At 42.8% G+C, this 16105-nt stretch carries 18 protein-coding genes; 8 read left to right on the top strand and 10 right to left on the bottom strand.

The window, feature by feature from the left end; all coding sequences use genetic code 11:
* The first annotated feature begins 265 nt into the window (after positions 1-265).
* Positions 266-394, top strand: a complete 129-nt coding sequence (locus tag AC6R0R_RS05060; protein WP_500625926.1) for a hypothetical protein — start codon at positions 266-268, stop codon at positions 392-394.
* 509 nt (positions 395-903) lie between these two features.
* Here the strand turns inward: AC6R0R_RS05060 and AC6R0R_RS05055 are convergent.
* A complete protein-coding gene (locus AC6R0R_RS05055; protein ID WP_500625925.1) occupies positions 904-1152 on the bottom strand; it encodes a hypothetical protein in 249 nt (82 codons plus the stop codon).
* 731 nt (positions 1153-1883) lie between these two features.
* Between AC6R0R_RS05055 and mobI the strand changes: the two genes are divergently transcribed.
* A complete protein-coding gene (mobI, locus tag AC6R0R_RS05050) occupies positions 1884-2420 on the top strand; it encodes a conjugative transfer protein MobI(A/C) (RefSeq protein ID WP_500625924.1) in 537 nt (178 codons plus the stop codon).
* Between the two features lie 84 nt (positions 2421-2504).
* Here the strand turns inward: mobI and tnpA are convergent, their stop codons facing one another.
* The gene (tnpA, locus tag AC6R0R_RS05045; protein WP_500625923.1) at positions 2505-2924 is read right to left on the bottom strand and encodes an IS200/IS605 family transposase; all 420 of its coding nucleotides are present in this window, start codon (positions 2922-2924) and stop codon (positions 2505-2507) included.
* Between the two features lie 63 nt (positions 2925-2987).
* Here tnpA and AC6R0R_RS05040 point away from each other — a divergent pair, with 63 nt between their 5' ends.
* Together AC6R0R_RS05040 and AC6R0R_RS05035 are read left to right on the top strand one after the other, a co-directional pair.
* Entirely contained in the window at positions 2988-4232 is a 1245-nt protein-coding gene (locus AC6R0R_RS05040) for an RNA-guided endonuclease InsQ/TnpB family protein (protein WP_500625922.1), read from the top strand.
* Positions 4233-4918: 686 nt separating this feature from the next.
* Positions 4919-6235 (top strand): UvrD-helicase domain-containing protein, encoded by a 1317-nt coding sequence (locus tag AC6R0R_RS05035; RefSeq protein ID WP_500625921.1) that lies wholly within the window; start codon positions 4919-4921, stop codon positions 6233-6235.
* Positions 6236-6326: 91 nt separating this feature from the next.
* Here the strand turns inward: AC6R0R_RS05035 and AC6R0R_RS05030 are convergent, their stop codons facing one another.
* On the bottom strand, positions 6327-6734 hold the full coding sequence (locus AC6R0R_RS05030; RefSeq protein ID WP_500625920.1) for a hypothetical protein: 408 nt from the start codon (positions 6732-6734) through the stop codon (positions 6327-6329).
* 123 nt (positions 6735-6857) lie between these two features.
* On the opposite strand from AC6R0R_RS05030, the gene AC6R0R_RS05025 reads away from it, so the two are divergent.
* Positions 6858-7022, top strand: a complete 165-nt coding sequence (locus AC6R0R_RS05025) for a hypothetical protein (protein WP_500625919.1) — start codon at positions 6858-6860, stop codon at positions 7020-7022.
* A gap of 214 nt (positions 7023-7236) precedes the next feature.
* Positions 7237-7470: a hypothetical protein gene (locus tag AC6R0R_RS05020; RefSeq protein WP_500625918.1), complete on the top strand. Its 234-nt coding sequence runs from the start codon at positions 7237-7239 to the stop codon at positions 7468-7470.
* A gap of 87 nt (positions 7471-7557) precedes the next feature.
* Here the strand turns inward: AC6R0R_RS05020 and AC6R0R_RS05015 are convergent, their stop codons facing one another.
* From AC6R0R_RS05015 to AC6R0R_RS04990, 6 genes are all read right to left on the bottom strand, one after another.
* Positions 7558-8559 carry an alpha/beta hydrolase gene (locus AC6R0R_RS05015; protein ID WP_500625917.1) on the bottom strand — a complete coding sequence of 334 codons (1002 nt, stop codon included), beginning with the start codon at positions 8557-8559 and terminating at the stop codon, positions 7558-7560.
* 537 nt (positions 8560-9096) lie between these two features.
* Positions 9097-9633 carry a GNAT family N-acetyltransferase gene (locus tag AC6R0R_RS05010; protein WP_500625916.1) on the bottom strand — a complete coding sequence of 179 codons (537 nt, stop codon included), beginning with the start codon at positions 9631-9633 and terminating at the stop codon, positions 9097-9099.
* The gene (locus tag AC6R0R_RS05005; protein WP_500625915.1) at positions 9626-9862 is read right to left on the bottom strand and encodes a DUF8691 family protein; all 237 of its coding nucleotides are present in this window, start codon (positions 9860-9862) and stop codon (positions 9626-9628) included. The genes AC6R0R_RS05010 and AC6R0R_RS05005 overlap by 8 nt, the downstream gene beginning before the upstream one ends.
* 19 nt (positions 9863-9881) lie before the next feature.
* Complete coding sequence (locus tag AC6R0R_RS05000; protein ID WP_500625914.1) at positions 9882-10451, bottom strand: outer membrane protein; 570 nt, start codon at positions 10449-10451, stop codon at positions 9882-9884.
* A 108-nt stretch (positions 10452-10559) separates the two neighbouring features.
* Positions 10560-13118 (bottom strand): winged helix-turn-helix domain-containing protein, encoded by a 2559-nt coding sequence (locus tag AC6R0R_RS04995; protein WP_500625913.1) that lies wholly within the window; start codon positions 13116-13118, stop codon positions 10560-10562.
* Entirely contained in the window at positions 13115-13861 is a 747-nt protein-coding gene (locus AC6R0R_RS04990) for a hypothetical protein (protein ID WP_500625912.1), read from the bottom strand. Before AC6R0R_RS04990 ends, AC6R0R_RS04995 begins: the two co-directional genes overlap by 4 nt.
* 77 nt (positions 13862-13938) lie before the next feature.
* Here AC6R0R_RS04990 and AC6R0R_RS04985 point away from each other — a divergent pair, with 77 nt between their 5' ends.
* Both AC6R0R_RS04985 and AC6R0R_RS04980 read left to right on the top strand, forming a co-directional pair.
* Entirely contained in the window at positions 13939-14808 is an 870-nt protein-coding gene (locus AC6R0R_RS04985; RefSeq protein WP_500625911.1) for an SDR family oxidoreductase, read from the top strand.
* Between the two features lie 35 nt (positions 14809-14843).
* Positions 14844-15614: a class I SAM-dependent methyltransferase gene (locus AC6R0R_RS04980; protein ID WP_500625910.1), complete on the top strand. Its 771-nt coding sequence runs from the start codon at positions 14844-14846 to the stop codon at positions 15612-15614.
* A 176-nt stretch (positions 15615-15790) separates the two neighbouring features.
* Here AC6R0R_RS04980 and AC6R0R_RS04975 read toward each other — a convergent pair.
* Positions 15791-16105, bottom strand: a 315-nt coding sequence (locus AC6R0R_RS04975) for an HNH endonuclease (protein WP_500625909.1), incomplete at its 5' end; no start/stop codon positions are given.

Here is a 16105-nt window from a genome sequence, read left to right as displayed (position 1 = left end):
GAATTATTTACAGGGTCCATTAAGAATTGCACTGTCAGCTTTAAGTCTGGTCTATGTTTACCGCTGGCGCTTTTGGAATGTTGAGCGAAGTTACTATTCCCACTTTCTTTTCCGCTTGGTTCGGTATGATTGGTATGCTTGTCTATCTGATCTGCCAGTTACTAATCCAAGACAAAGAAATTGAGATAGCTAATGAGCAAAGACAAATTGACCGCTACGAGTAGCGGTTGAACATTTGCTTCACGAAACAAATGGGAGAAATACTATGTCTGATTATACCGGTTTATACATCGTGATCGGTATGGCTCTAGGAGCGATTGTTCTAGCTGCACTCGGCGGCTTAGTAACACTCAAGCTACTAGGAAATAAGAATAAAGACAGAGCTGACGATTAATAGAGTATTTTACCTCTCTGCCGCTATCAAATCTAATCCAGAAAACAGTTTTTGTTGTGCTTCTTGAACCAACCTCATGAATAACAGGTCCAATAGACGTCATTGCATGGCTAGATTCAATGTGAGTCTGTGTGGACACGTTAGAGTCGATTACTTCTCCGCTTAAAACTGAGTATTCACCAGAGCTACCACCTGTTGCTGAAGAAGACTCTTTGAACGATAAGTTAACTGCCATTAATAAATTTTCCTCCGACAATTTACACTCATAAAATTACAGCACAAAAATCAAAGGTGGGGATGTTATCAACAACTCCACTTGATAATATTTATGGATAACCAAAAAATTAGAAAAAAACTATCTACCTAAAGCCATCCAAAAAAGCAACCTTTTAATGTTTCCATTAGAAGTTGAACCCACCGTTGGCAAGCATGAAACATGAACAATTGCACCAGTCAACTGTAATACCACAATCATACATATATAAAAAACAGCCATCCAAATAAACATTTTAACCTCCACGCTTACCATTGTTATGAAGTTCATTAAATTCTTTCATTACTTTGTCAAAGTAACTACCAGAAACAAAGTTGGTTGCGAAGTGATAGTAAGCACCCATTAAAGTGAAAACCTCCAAATACCCAAAGTGACCGTGATCATATCCGTATAGAGCCACCCAAAGCGCAAATAACAATGCAAATACGAGCAGAACCTTAAAGATAACCCTATTGAACGCCAATAAAAATTTATTAATCATCATAAACTCCTCATGTCTACTTCTATATGATAACACTACTTTCCGCATTACAAAGTGACATTTTAGGATAATTTTCACATAGAAAAACAAAAGAGATTTCGAGGCTGCCGTGAAGTTAGGCGCTATAACAATCAAACCCAAAAAGGATGATCGCGCATGGATAATAATCGAGAAACACTGGCGCATAAATAAAAATCCAGCTAAAAGCAAATAAACTTTATGTTAAATGTAGGTCGCTAAATTGCTGGCCCCTTGCTCTCGGGGGGTGGGCAAAAAACCTTTGCCAAAAGCGATCTCAAACGGCGCGATCAAGCTACATAGGTGACTCGTTCTCAAGCGGTGAGCGCCGATAGAGAGCGCCATGTTTTTGCGCCTTTCAGTGAGGGTCAAGATTGCCTCATTATCGAGGATAAGCGTAGGAGAAGCACGGAAAACGCAGACATACCAGATTGGCAAGCTGTGGCCTTTTTCTTGAGTAAAAAGTCACATAGGTTGCGGTTTCTTATAAAGAAACCGAAAATCACTCTATTTGGTTTCTACCTTTATCTTAGAAGTAACCGAAAACCTATAGTTTTTGGTTATTACCGCTTAGAAACCGAAAACCATAGTTTTTGGGTTCTAACTTTATCTTAGAAGAAACCGAAAACCATACTTGTTGGTATCTAACTCTATCTTAGAAGAAACCGAAAAGTATAATTTTCGGTTTGCAACTTTGTTTGGTATTTTGAACATAAATGTTCGATATAGTAAAAATCGAGGTGGTAAAATTGAAAGAGATTCAGCAAGCAATATACAAGAAAATTGATGACCTGTTTGATGACGCGCAATACATCATCATGGTTTGGATGAAGGAGGTAGCCAAGCGGGAGAAGAATCGAGAGGGCACAGCGCTAGGCAGAGAGGAGCGAACAAACTACGAGTTCAGGATTGAGCTGTCTGGGCCATCGTTCAGGATGCGGTGGTTTAGCGTGAGGTTCATCAAGAGGAAGGGGAAGCTAGTTCGTCTTGTTGAGTCTGTCAGCAAAGGCGATGCAGAAACGCTGAGTGAAAAGAATTTTCCTTTGGCTCAGCAATGGGAGTTGGAATTAATTCAGAACGTTGAGAAGCATGCTTCTGAAATCAGAGCTCAATTAAAACATTTAATGAAGGCTCACCAATCAATAACCTACGCGGCTAAGGCGGCGGGGATTTCGGATTTTAAGCCAGTTCCTATAAAACAGAGGGTGACGATAACGAAATATTCAATTTCAGAGTTTAACAAATTGACGTAATTCTCCATCCATAATAGCGGTCAAAGCTTCGCGCATGACAAGCTATTTGGGTGGAGATGTAAGTCATTATCGCGCAGCGATAACCTAGTGAGGTCGTTCTTGCGCTTCGATGTACTGCTTTAGTACCGACAACGGTGCGCCTCCTGCTGTTATCAAGCAATAAGCTCTAGACCACATTGCGTTAGTTCCCCAGTAGTATCGCTTTAGGTGTTCACCGTGAATCTTCTTCATGTACCTAGAACTGACAGTCTTCAAGTTATTGATGAATTTGCTTGGCTGTATTGATGGGTTCATATCAAGCAATAAGTGAACATGATCCGATTCTCCGCCAAATTCCAATATAGTCACTCCCCACTTATCAGCTAGTTCGCGCATCTTTTCTTCAAGGTCGATTAGCATCTGATTGGTAAATGCCTTTCGTCGATACTTAGTTACTAACACCAAGTGGTACTTTAGATTGTAAACGCAGTGGTAATGTGCGCCATAACTAGCTTTCTTGCCCATGGTTAATATTGACACTAATTGGTTTGAGGTGCATCATACGCTTGAACTTCTTGAGAGTAAACCATGAGAGCCGAGCGAATACTTGTTAAGCCATCTGACCAGAATTACCTAGCTGTGCGCCATGCGTGCCGCTTGGCTAAGTCTGTATTCAATGTAGCTAACTATCGCATTCGACAAGAGTTTATTAATAACTCAAATGTCATTTCTCATAGCGCAGTCGATAAAGAGCTAAAGAAAGCAGCCCACGAAAGCTATAGGGGGATGCCTAGCGCAGCGTCAGCGCAACGAGTGATTCAAGTTCTTGGTAAGGATTGGAAGTCATTTTTTGCTTCAATCAAGGAGTGGCGCAAGAGCCCTGACAAGTTCAATGGACGACCAAAGCTCCCTAATTACGCGCAACACCAAAAAACATTCATTGTTGGTAGGAATGGGTTCAAGGTAGAAAACGGAATGGTTCATCTATCTGGCTCTGACGTGATCAACCTAAAGCCATTCAGAATCATGTGCTGCGACAACCAGCCATTCAACCAAAAAGCAGACCTGAGTATCGTTCAAGATATTCGTTTTGTGCCAAAAGGTAAGTGCTACTTCATTGAAGTTGTGTACAAGAACGACAGCCCTAGCAATGCTGTCTCGCTCAATAAGTCCAATGTAATTGGCATTGATTTGGGTATTGATAACCTAGCAACCATCGCATCAAATCAGCAAGGCGTGCGCCCTGTTCTGATTAACGGCAAAGTCATCAAGTCAATCAATAACAAGTACAACAAGGACAAAGCGAAACTTCAATCAATCGGCAATGGCAAACACGTTCTGGCTAAGTCGATGAAGCGTTACAACTGGATTAATGATCATCTTCATAAGGTGTCTAGGTTCATTATCGACATGTGCCTAAAAACCGATACAGGTGTTATCGTCATTGGTAAGAACAAAGATTGGAAACAATCCATTGGTATTGGTCGCGTGAACAATCAGAAGTTTGTGTCTATCCCTCATGCTGAGTTGGTTAATAAGATCCAGTACAAAGCGGAAGAATACGGCATCGAGGTTATCGTTCGTGAAGAAAGCTATACCAGCAAGGCTAGTGCTATCGATTTTGACCACATCCCAAAGCACGGCGAAGGTGGAGAGAAGTCGTTCAGCGGTAAGCGTGTAAAGCGCGGTCTATACAAATCATCTTGCGGAAAGCTACTTAACGCCGATGTGAACGGATGTCTGAATATCATTAGAAAAGAATTCGGAAACGACCTCCTGAGAGGTCTATTCGATAGCGGCTGCGTGTTCCAGCCGATGCGAGTCACTTGCTAGGTCACTCGTATTAGAATTGGTGAGTTTGGCTCATAAGTCAAGGCTAAACCAAGAAGCACCCACTACAATCTTTGATTTAGTGGTGTGTAGTTCACACAAAAAATGTAAGGAACTTGGTTTGAGTGCGAATAGAACAATAGGCGGTCACACGTTAACGCCGCAAATGAATGAGCTTATGGACGCTGTTTAAGGGTTCGGCTTTGGCGGGGTCTGGGAAAACGAGCATATTAAGGGCGGTGGAAAAGTACAGCCCTAAAAAAGGTTGTTGTACATTTGTCTCAATAAAGCACTTGAGATTGAGGCTAAGGAAACATTCAAAGGAAACAATGTCGAGATATATACCAGCCATGCTTTTGCGTTAAACCAATTTTCAAGAGACGAAAGAAGTCGTTTTATGAGGCGCGTTTCCTCTTGGTTGACATTGGATGATTTTTTATCGTTCACAAGCTTCAAGAAAACAAGGCCGCTCGAAAAGGCCATTGAGATAAACAAAAACTTTCGTTTGTTCTCTGCTATTGCCAATCAATATATTGCGAGTACATCGACTGAAGTTAAACCCATTCACATTCCAGACCGAGTTCACAAATTTATCGACACCCTAATAAAAAAAGAGTAAGGTCGAAATAGAATAGAAGGAAGAATTAACCAACCTGTTCTTAAAGCACGCCAAGGAATTGGCTTATGAGATGGTATCGCCCGAGAGTAATTGCCCGACTACTCATGACGGTTATTTAAAAGCGTATCAATTAACCAATCCGATATTGCCGTTTGACGCCATTCTTTTTGATGAGGCTCAAGATGCCAACCCAGTAACACTTCAAATTATTCTTTCTCAGCCCTGTCAAAAGATTGTAGTAGGCGACCGGTTCCAAGCGATATATCAGTTCAGAGGTTCGGTTAATGCAATGGGATTACTGCCATTCGAGAACTTCCCTTTAAATAAGTCGTTCCGCTACGGTCCCAAAGTCGCTAGTTTGGCGCAGCGAGTTCTTGCGCATATAGATCCAGAAATACAGGTGGAAGGCGCGGGTTTTGATACCGAGGTATTTCGCGGCTCTGACTATAAGAGTAATTGCTCATTCTTGTTTGTGTCCTACAGCAATAATGCGATGTACGATGTTATTCGAGAATGTTATTTGGCAAGCATTCCCGCCAAGATGATTGGAGCGAAAACAGATGGCCTAATTTTGAAGTTGGAAAGTTTGATTTCTTTTCACACCGCGAAGGGTTTGGTTTCGACATTATTGAAAGTCTTCCGTCTTGGTTCCAAGCAAGAGCTCATGTTAAAAAACGTCATCATGTTGGCTTACGACATGAAGGGGATTGAGCGAAACCGACCGGAAACCTTCAGCCGTCCCGCGCCGACAATGAACGATGTTTACAATATTTTTGTTAACCAAGAAAAGGAGCCTCAAGATTCTCTACTCAGTGCGCTCGACAATATCGCTGAATACGAGTTGTTCGAACCGAACGGTCGCAAGTGCAAGAATTTGTTTGAAACACTGAAAGACAACGTGATTGTGATTAACTTGTCGGGTACAGATGTTGCCCTACAAAACTTGATAGTCGCGGTGCTGCTCGATGTGTTTTATACCCAAATGCACCAATCTGGTAAGCCTCAACCTCAAGGCGATCATCGTGCGCTGAGTAACCTTGTGCTCGTAGATGAAGCCGACAACTTGATGAGTCACCAATTTCCAGCCTTGAAAAAGATTCTGAAGGAAGGGCGAGAGTTTGGAGTGGGGATGTTGCTCTCAACGCAGGGCATCGATCACTTTAAGCACGATGAGGGGAACTACATGGATTGCATCAACGGACTGATAGCTCACCGTCTTAATAACCCGAAAAACGCCGACATTGGCTCTCTGTTCGGCTTGGAGAGCAAAAGTGATACCTCCTCAAGGGTGAGCGTGTTAACGTGCCTAGAGAAGCACCACGCGCTTCTGGTTGATGGTCAAAAAATGTATTTCACCAAGAATCGACCGCTTTCTGGAAATTGTTGACCAAATAGGGATTGTCGCAAAGCCTCGACCAATGTCGGGGCTTTTTTTTGCTGACATCATTTAGGGGAGGGAGTGCGATCCCTAAATTGTGTCACGGTTTGCGAGTGACATCCCTTAAAAAAACCACACTACCAACATCTCGCTTAGGCTTTCTCGGTGCCGCCAACGGATGCGTTATTGGAGCGCCGCTATCTAGAATGATAAAGCACCGGTTCTTTTCGAACACTCCAACGCAGTAGTGATTTTTGGGGATATTTACCCAACCCTTCAGCCCGTTTTCGTCTTCCGTGAACTGCGCAATATGCGGAACTTTCACAAGCTGAGGCTTGGGAATATCTGGCAGCGGTGCGACTCGAAAGCCGCCGAACTCAAAAAGCCTTTCAGAGCCGTCCTTATTAAGAAGCGGGACTTTGCTACCGGTTATACTCCGGTTTAAGGCGCGACCGCTGGCATCAAGAACAACGCCGCCAAAATGATACCGAAAACGAATGCAAGGCATATTTAATCCACTGTACATATAGACAGCAACATAGTACCCAATCTTTTTCCGGTAGCCAGTGATTTTGGAAATGCTGGCAGAGAGAGGAAGATAACCAGAGGAACAAAAAATGTTGAGGGAGTTATGTCTATAGACATTTTCTGGTACAAAAGCGCGGCGTGCGGTCAGCACTACAAATCAACGACCTTGGACACTTCGATAGAAAGCATTATCGACACGTTGTCGAATGAGAACGATATATCGAACGTCCTCAAGAGCCAGCACTGGACGCTGCTGACCATTGGTTAAGAGAGAGTTTTAATTAACAGACGAAATCTCTTGAGCTCCCCTAAACTTAAACTCCACTGAAAGCCTTGTGTATCAAGGGTTTTGGGCGATGCTTGGTCAATTTAAAGGACCCTTTATCTCCAAAAAAAACAGCATGTTTTTGCGCTTTGGAAATAGAAAATTCGTGATTTAATGGTTCATGTGTAGTGACCAAACAAGTTATGAGGACGTACCAATGAGCATCAAGATCGTATTACCGAAGAAGGCCCCAAAATCTCTCCTTAATCGCGCTGAAAGTGCCGTGAAGAAAATTGAAGCCGGTGTAGCTCGGTTAAGAAAAACTGAAGCGTTCGGTTATCGAACTATGGAGCTAGGCCGTTGCGAGCGACTGGTTTTGGTGAGTGAGCAGCTGGGCTACGTGTTTAATACTCATAAGGAGTACGAGCGCTTCATTAAACGAGCTATGTGATATATTTCCCGATCTTATATTGGCAGTGGTTATCCTCATGATTGATGCGGCGTTACTTTTCTTTGTTGTGTGGCACCATTATGGTTTTCAGCGGTTTGTTCGCTTCAAATCCTTATCATATATTTTTCCGATCCATGCCAGCATGATATCAACCGTTTCATGATTGTTTGGCAAGTCTAGATGTTTAGCGCCGAATATTATTCTCAAGTCAGTTTGCGGTGCGTTTTCCCTAAAAATCTTCTCAAATTTATAAGCATAAAATGCTTCGTCATTCTCTCCAACCAACACTAGAATGTTGTTGTTGTTTTCTTGTAGGTCAGCAGAAAAAAACTGAGGAGAAAAAGACTCGTTCATCCGAAAGGTATAGCTATCTACTTGAAACTCGTCATCAATAGTTACAGGTCGATTAAAATATAGTACTGGCAGATGGTTGAACCGTTTAATTCCTACGTTGTTAAGCATAGCTAACCCAGCGTATCTGGCTTTTCTAACTTGCACCCACCCTCCAGAGTTCGGGCGAACAGTCGGTGCTTTGTAGCCTAAATATGGCGCTAACAAGATATAACCATCGTATTTTTCAAGCTCATTGCCACCATACTTAACAACCAGTCCTCCACCAGACGAATGTCCTCCAAGGATGACCTTGTAATCAGAGTATTTAGATGCAAGCTCTTTTTTTAAATCTTCAAGATCGTGCTCCAATTGACCCACGTAATCTACGTCACCCATACTCCCCAATGCAGACTTTCCATGGCCGCGGAGGTCAGGCAACACAACAGATATATTTAGAGAGGCATTTAATCTTTTTGCTAAAGGAAGTAAATACCTTCCTTCCGTTCCAGAACCGTGGATTAAGACAACAATAACTTTTGAGTCCCCTAACAAGAAGCGATAAAAAAGGTCACTTCCATCGCGCGCAGTATAGTATTTTTCAGCGATATCAATTTCAGGAGCACTATCAATGTGTAGAACGTTAAAATCTAAACCTTTGTCGGAATGCTCTCTACTAAAAGGTAGCGAGAGTAGGGAGAAAGCAATCGCAAAGTAAATCAGCGGAGAAGCTATCAATAGGTTTAAGATAAACTTCATATTTTCCTCTTTAGATACCGCCCTTAAAAAAAAGGGCCGTATGGTCATAGTTTGTGCTCTATTGATAACTCATACGAGCATGACATTATCCAATGTCTCGAACCAGAGTTAATGTTATCAATTACATAAATACGACATAAAGTGCCAATGTTAACATCAGAGTGGTAATGGGTGCCCATATGAGCCTCTCTATTCGGGAGGGAGTAATCCAGTTTAAAAGGGCACTTAAAGCCTGTATGGTCAGTCCAGTATAGGGGACCCATTTCGGTAAACCTGCAATCAGCTTAGCGTCGGAGGCGATACCTATCGCCATAAAGACGAGTAACACGACAGAGATGCCAGCAACTACTCGTCCTGAGATAGGCAACGAACCATGGTGGCGGCCACCTTGAGTCACTCTCCCCCAAGGCGCCCCAGCAATAAGGCAGAACTGAAAAACAACCACTCCCAGAATAATGAATACATAGGTAGTAGCAGCCAATTGAACCATATTTTCCGTCCGTGTTTATCTTTTGTAATAGAGTGACCTTTAGTTTTCTAACAACCATCCCACTCATCTCGCAGGATAGCCAACACGACCGTATCCCACCATTGACCTCTAAAGTAACGGTTTTCTCTAAAGTGAGCCTCTTTTCTCATACCTAGAGCTTGGCAAAGCCTAATGGCTGCCCGGTTTTGGTTGATGGTTTCTGCGTAAATACGGTGAACTCCCAGATTAGAAAATCCATACTGCGCCAATGCCTGAGCGGCTTCCCGTATCAGTCCACTACCCTGGTACTCTCTGGATAGCCCAGTGCCTACCGATGCTTGGTTGTCTTTTTCAAGGCGTAAGCAGATTGTTCCAATAAACTGCCCGGTCGTTTTGTGTTCAATGGCTAATTGATAAGATTTCCGCGGCCTTTCGTGTGCTTGTTCAATAAACAACCTTGTCAGTTCGCGATATTTATTCGGTTCACAATCCGATTCATCATAGAAACGCTGATATTTTGCATCTTGAGAAATAGCGACGAAGGTCGCCTCATCCTCAAGCTGCATATCTCTAAGTATCAATCGCTCCGTTTCCAATTTAAACATCTACAGAAAACCCTTGTTTGATGACTGCTTGCAATTTCAGCCCCATATTGAAAACTAAATTCATGATACCGTGAAGCTCTGACATATCTTTGCAATAAACCTCAATACAGGTTCCACTTGCTACTTTTTGTACGGTTACTTCTGAAAAAGTTTGTTGCCAGTCTGGAGATAAATTCTCTTCTACATATACGTTAAAAAAAACGAACTCTTCATTGTGCACATTACACATAATCCACCTCACTTGCTGACTAAAAGCGGTATCCGATATTCGCTCCCCAGCCAATTCCACCGGCATCACGCGTTTCTCCATTGAGTTCTACATCAGCACTGGAGTAGCGTGCATCAATACCAATTGACCACTGCTGTGCAAATACATAATCGATGCCACCTCCAATCCAATAGCCGATACCGGTATCTTCGTAGTGTCTTTTAACACCTGAACTGTATTCTTCCAGCTCTACTGATACATAACTGACCCCGGCCCCCAGATAGGGCAAAAAAGCACCTGCTAACATCGTGGGTTGGTACCTGAGTCCGAGGTTGATTTCACCTACGGTTGTTTCGGTCGTGTTTCCACCAATTTTGCTCTCATTCCCACTTCCGAAAAAATCCAGGGCAATGCCAAAAGGCAGCGATGCGGGTTGGTAGGTAGATTGAAATCCAATTGTGTCCATTGAGTCATCTTTTCCCCAGTTAGAGTCCAGCGATTTACTACCAAGCAACACTTTAAAGGAAGAATGGTTTTCTGCAGCGTTAACGACTGTGCCGAAAAGCAATATTAAGCCGGACATTGCCAGCGAGTTAAGTTTTGAATTCATAATGAGCCCTTGTTTTACTGAGAGGTTAAGCGGGTTTGCTTAATGGCTAGGTTACCCACAGGGCTCTTTACACACATCACCAGATGATGTGATTTATCATAGTTTGGTTCAAGAAAGTAACTTATGTAACTTCGCTTTATTTATGGCGGCGCGGCGGTTACTCACGCCAAGCTTTGAATAGATGTTTTTTGTGTGAGTTCTGAGCGTATTGAGACTAACAAACAGCTTTGACGCAATTTGAGGGCCGCTGAGTTCAGTGTCTAGCCAGCTTAAGACTTGCGCCTCTTTTGCACTTAAAGGCTCAATTAGTGAGTCTACTAACATCGTTGTTGATAGCTTTTTCGGTGATAAATCGTATCTTGCAAATAGCTCATGTAATGCTTTGATCTCTGTACGCCATACGTAAGCGCTGTTTTCGGCCATTATCAATACAGCCTGTCTAAGCGCATCCTCTGCAGATTTTTTGTCTTTGTTAGCTTCAGCGTCGATAGCACAAACCACTTTCTGAACAAACTGTAATGTAGGTGGGGCACCCTCAGAGAAGGCATTATCTAGCATCGTTGTGATTTCACTTCGTTCGTTCGGCTGTGTAATGACATCAGTCAAATAGGCTAGGCTATTAATATAAAAAGGTGTGGAACAAGGAGTCTGTTTTGTGAGTAATTCACGGCTGCCCTGATTGAGTAGGATAATACCTTTCCAGAGCGAGGGTGGACGATGACATGGATTGGGCGTTTCAGCATATAGGGCCTCTGCATCGCTGATGTACTTTATAGCATCTTCAATACGATTCTCTAAAGAAGCAATCCTTCCAGAAATGAGCGGATAACGGTATTTTGTTTCTTGCATAGAGCCAGAAGGACCAAACTGCTGAGCGGTATCAAGCAAACTTAATGCGCTTTCAATGTTGCCTTGCTCAAACTCAATTTCTGAAAGCAGCAGGTATACATCAGCACTCCCTTCGACGGTATAGCTTCTGCTTTGATCGACCTTATCAATCGCAGATTCGACAACAGACCTAGCCTTATTCAACCAGCCAAACTGGTAATAGAAATCTCCCAGTAAAAAACGGCTTGTGATTTTAGCACTGAGATCTTCAGAGCGGTCCATATTGGCTACGGCGGCTATAAGGCTACGTTCCGCACCAGAAACCTCACCATCCCGCCATAACGCTATACCTTCTAAGGCTCGGGATGAGCCACGCCAAACTTGCTCTTTTGTCGGTAACACACTCAAAGCATTACGAACGCTCTCAAGTACTTCTCTGGTATTACTTTGAGCTGCATGAATATAGGCTTGCCCGATATTAACTATACCCAGAGTTGTTTTTTCTTGGTCCTTTAATGGTGTTACACGTTGCTCGAAATGTTTCTTTGTTGCATCAAGCAAAAAGATTCCTTGCTCGGGGTTGTGAGGCAAAAGCACCAAACTGTAATATCCTGCTAAAATTGGAAATGCTTGAAGACTTTCTGTATCGACCGACGCCAACCACTCTGTCAGTTGAGAATCATGTGAATGTGTACGTGCGGTTGGCCAATGGTTTTCCAATAGTTTCAGCAGCTCTTTCTCTCCACAGCAACGGACATATTGAACCGCATCAACAAGGCGACCCTGGTTGGCCATCCACACTGCTGCGCGTAAATTCAGCTTCTGCATTCTCTCCTCTGTAATATGGGCGTGAATGCGTAAAACATCAGCAAAGAGGTGATGAAAACGATACCAGTTTCTCTCATTGTCCAGAGAGATAAGGAAGATGTTGTTTGACTCTAGGTAAGTAAGTATTTTACCGCAATCTTTCCTGTTTAATACATGGTTGCAAAACTCTACAGAAAGCTCTTTCAGGAAAAAAGTCTCACATAAAAAGTGTCGAACCTTTTCGTCCATACCAGAAAGAACTTGCTCTGTCAGGTAATCGAGAATAAAGGTGTGCGAGCCTGAGAGCCGAGTGATTATATCTTTAGGGTGAGCATTGCTATTGAGGGCCAAAGAAGAGAGTTGTAAACCAACTGCCCAACCTTCCGTTATTCTATTTACAGCGGCCACATCGATCTTTTCCAACTGCGCATGACACGTTTGGCTCAACAGCTTCCCGGCTTCTTCATCCGTAAATTTTAAGTCGGATGCGCGAATTTCAATAAGCTCTCCTTCCGCCCTTAGCCTGGCGAGAGAAAGTGATGGATCTGAGCGCGTGATAAGAACCAGGTGAATGTTTTCAGGCATTCTGTCTAGAAAGTTACTGATAACAGAATCTGTCGCTGTGGAACTTGCTAAATGGTAATCATCCAGTATCAAAGTTAGCTCTTCCTGATAATAGGCTAGCTCATTTATCAGACTGGTAATTACGTGGTCTGCATTGACCTCTTTTTGCACCTGAACAAGATCCCATGCTTCTTGCGCAAGGGTAATGTCCGCCTCTCTGAATGCTGCGACAAGGTAACTCAGAAAGGTGTCACTGTTTTTGTCATTGCTATCCAAAGATAACCAGGCGAGCTTTTCTTCCTTTCGGGAACACCAATCCGCAACCAGGTTTGATTTACCAAAACCTGCAGGAGCGGACACAAGCGTAAGTTTCGTATTGATAATTTGCTTTAGTGTTTCCGATAGAGTCTGTCTCACCACATAGGTTGATTTCGGCTCAGGAATATGAAGTTTCGTTTTAATGATCATTCACGTGCTCTGGTACATGATTCTCGCCTTTTCCAAGTCTGAAAAGAGGTTGGAAGCACTATATACAATAGTAAAAACCAGAGTATCAAGGCAACTCCGAACAGGCTAGAGAAGGTTTCATAAGATTCAAACAAGGTACACAGCCCCAAAAAAGTCGTAACATAGCCAAATCGTTTGGTTACCGTTGATATCCCTTTTTGATGAGGAACCATATAGGAAATTAGACCCACCCAGATAGCGCCAATTAGCTCGTTGCCTCCACCAACACTCTCGTGAATCAAGCTTCCTGTTATCCATATTTTTACCGCAAGTTCTCGATTGTTTTGATAGAGGACTGCAACGCTATTGATAAGCTCAACCGCAAGTCCACCACTGAACAACATGTAACCTGACCAAATGCTTCCCATCACTAGAAAACCAGTCGCGGTTTGCGGTGTCTTTCGCTTAGCTGCAAAAAACAAGGTAACGGTCAGATGGAGCAGTGACAAACCGTAAATTAGGTAAATAATTATATTCCAGCTCAGGAAGTAATGGATATCTGACAGTAGCATGTCCAGTATTTGGCTATGAGTGAGCTGCTCATCCTGCAAATATTGAAACTTACTGATTAACAACACCAATCCATAAACAAAACAGAAAACGTTGACAAAAAGTGCGGCTCTAGCCTTGTTTATTGAGTTCATATCAGTGATTCCTGAGTAAACAAAACAATGGATCACGCTACCAATCGCAATAGGAAACATAATCACCACTTATGGTGATTTAATGGCTAAGATTTCTATGTAAGCTTTCGTTATTGAATTCAATTGCGGAGGAAAAAGTGAAGAGTAAAACAAGAAAAGTTCTGGTCGCAGGAGCAACTGGATACCTCGGCCATCATATTGTTAACGAATTAATAAACTCAGGTGAAGACGTTTTTGCTTTAGCAAGAAATGTTGAAAAGCTAAGGCAAACAGGGCTTAGTGATACACAAATTAGAATAGCGGAGGTTACTAGCCCTGATAGCCTAAAGGGGTGTTGTGAAGACGTAGATATTGTCATTTCATGTGTTGGTATCACAAGGCAAAAAGATGGCTTCAATTACATGGATGTCGATTATCAAGGCAACTGCAACTTACTAGAAGAAGCGCTGCGGGCCGGAGTAGAGAAATTTATCTATATTTCGGCATTCAAAGCGCCAGAGTACCGATATGTTCGTTTGCTCAATGCCAAAGAGACGTTTGCTGACAAGCTGCTCTCCACAAAACATTTAATCCCGTGTGTGATAAGACCGAACGGATTTTTTTCTGATTTGGAAGCGTATTACAAAATGGCACAATCGGGTCGAGCGTATGTATTTGGAATCGGAGAAACGAAACTAAACCCTATCCATGGTGAAGATCTTGCGGATTTTTGCGTAAAAGCCATCGACAGAAATGACCGTGAGTTAAGTGTGGGCGGGCCCGAGACGTTATCTATAGGCCAGATAGCAGAGTTAGCATTTGAATCTCAGAACCGAAGCGTAAAAGTGACACACTTGCCAGACTGGGTACGAAGAACAGCTTTGTTTATTGCGGCTTCTCTACCTGAGCGCATAGGAGGACCCGCAGAGTTTTTTCTTACTGTCAGTGCAAGAGATATGATAGCCCCCCCGCATGGGGATAAAAAACTGGCCGACCACTTTCGAAAACTCTACCTCTTAGATCACTGATATCAACAACGACACAAGACAATGCAGGCAACAAGATGAACTACTTAAAATTGAACAAAAAGGCATGGGACTCCAGAACTGAAGTCCACATAAAGTCAAAATTTTACGATGTTGAGTCATTCAAAAGAGGAAAATGTTCGCTCAACCCACTCGAGCTCACTTTGCTGGGAGACATAAAAGGCAAGTCGCTCCTCCATCTTCAGTGTCATTTTGGTCAGGATACTTTGTCCTTAGCTCGTTTGGGAGCCGAAGTGACAGGTGTGGATCTTTCCAGTAAAGCAATAGCCACTGCGAATCAGTTGAAAACATCGTTGGGGTTAGAAGCGACCTTTATTGAGAGTGATGTGGTGCAGTTCGGCGACACTAACGACAAGCAATTTGACATCGTATTTACGTCATACGGTGTACTTTGCTGGTTGTCTGATTTGTCTAAGTGGGCTAAGACCATAGCCAGATCACTAAATACTGGAGGTCAATTCCACCTGGTCGAGTTTCATTCGTTCAACGATTTGCTAAATGGATATTCCTACTTTCCAAAAAATACACCTGATATTGATGAAGAAGGTACATACACTGAAAACTGCGATGGTACGACATCAACTATGGCGACGTGGTCCCACTCGCTTAGTGAGGTTGTCAGCGCCCTATTAGCAGAAGGGTTAACCATTGAAGGACTCACTGAATCTCCCTATAGCCCTTATGACTGTTTTGATGGACTAGAATATGTTCCTGGCGCCGGTTATCAGATGCTGCACAAAAATCAACAAGTACCTCTTATTTATTCTATTTCTGCCCGTAAAAACTAATAATATGCAGTTGTTGTCATATCCGATGTGAAACTGACCCACTAACGCCGATTTAAAATTGACCCACCTGAGTCAAACTATCCGTTCGTAACATGGACAAAGCGGCCGATTATGCTCCATCAGGAGCAACTAGTGGAAATACACGTTTTACATCAGCAAGGGTATGAGTTTTTTTGTTAAAACCCGAATGTTTTTCTGTGTTTTTCTAGGTAGAAGATGTGTTCTTCAGTAAGCCCTGCGATCTTTGTATCTTCACGAATGCCTAGGGCATTGAGAGTTGCAACTGATAGGTGTGGGCTTATTAGAAGTAAACCGTCATCTGAAAAGGAAATGAGCCCTTTATCAAACAACTTGTCGACGTTGGGGGTGAAAGGGAAGCCGTTGTAGCCATCGATCTTTTCATCATCATCACTTAATACCCAAGAAACAATATGAGAAGCTATCAGTAGCTCAGGCAGTGCGACTTTCGTAACGGGACAAGTATTGTCCCA

Source organism: Vibrio sp. R12-SW3-ISO1, assembly GCF_059834005.1.
The sequence above is the reverse complement of the archived record's forward strand: the minus strand, read 5'-3'. Positions and strand labels throughout refer to the sequence as shown.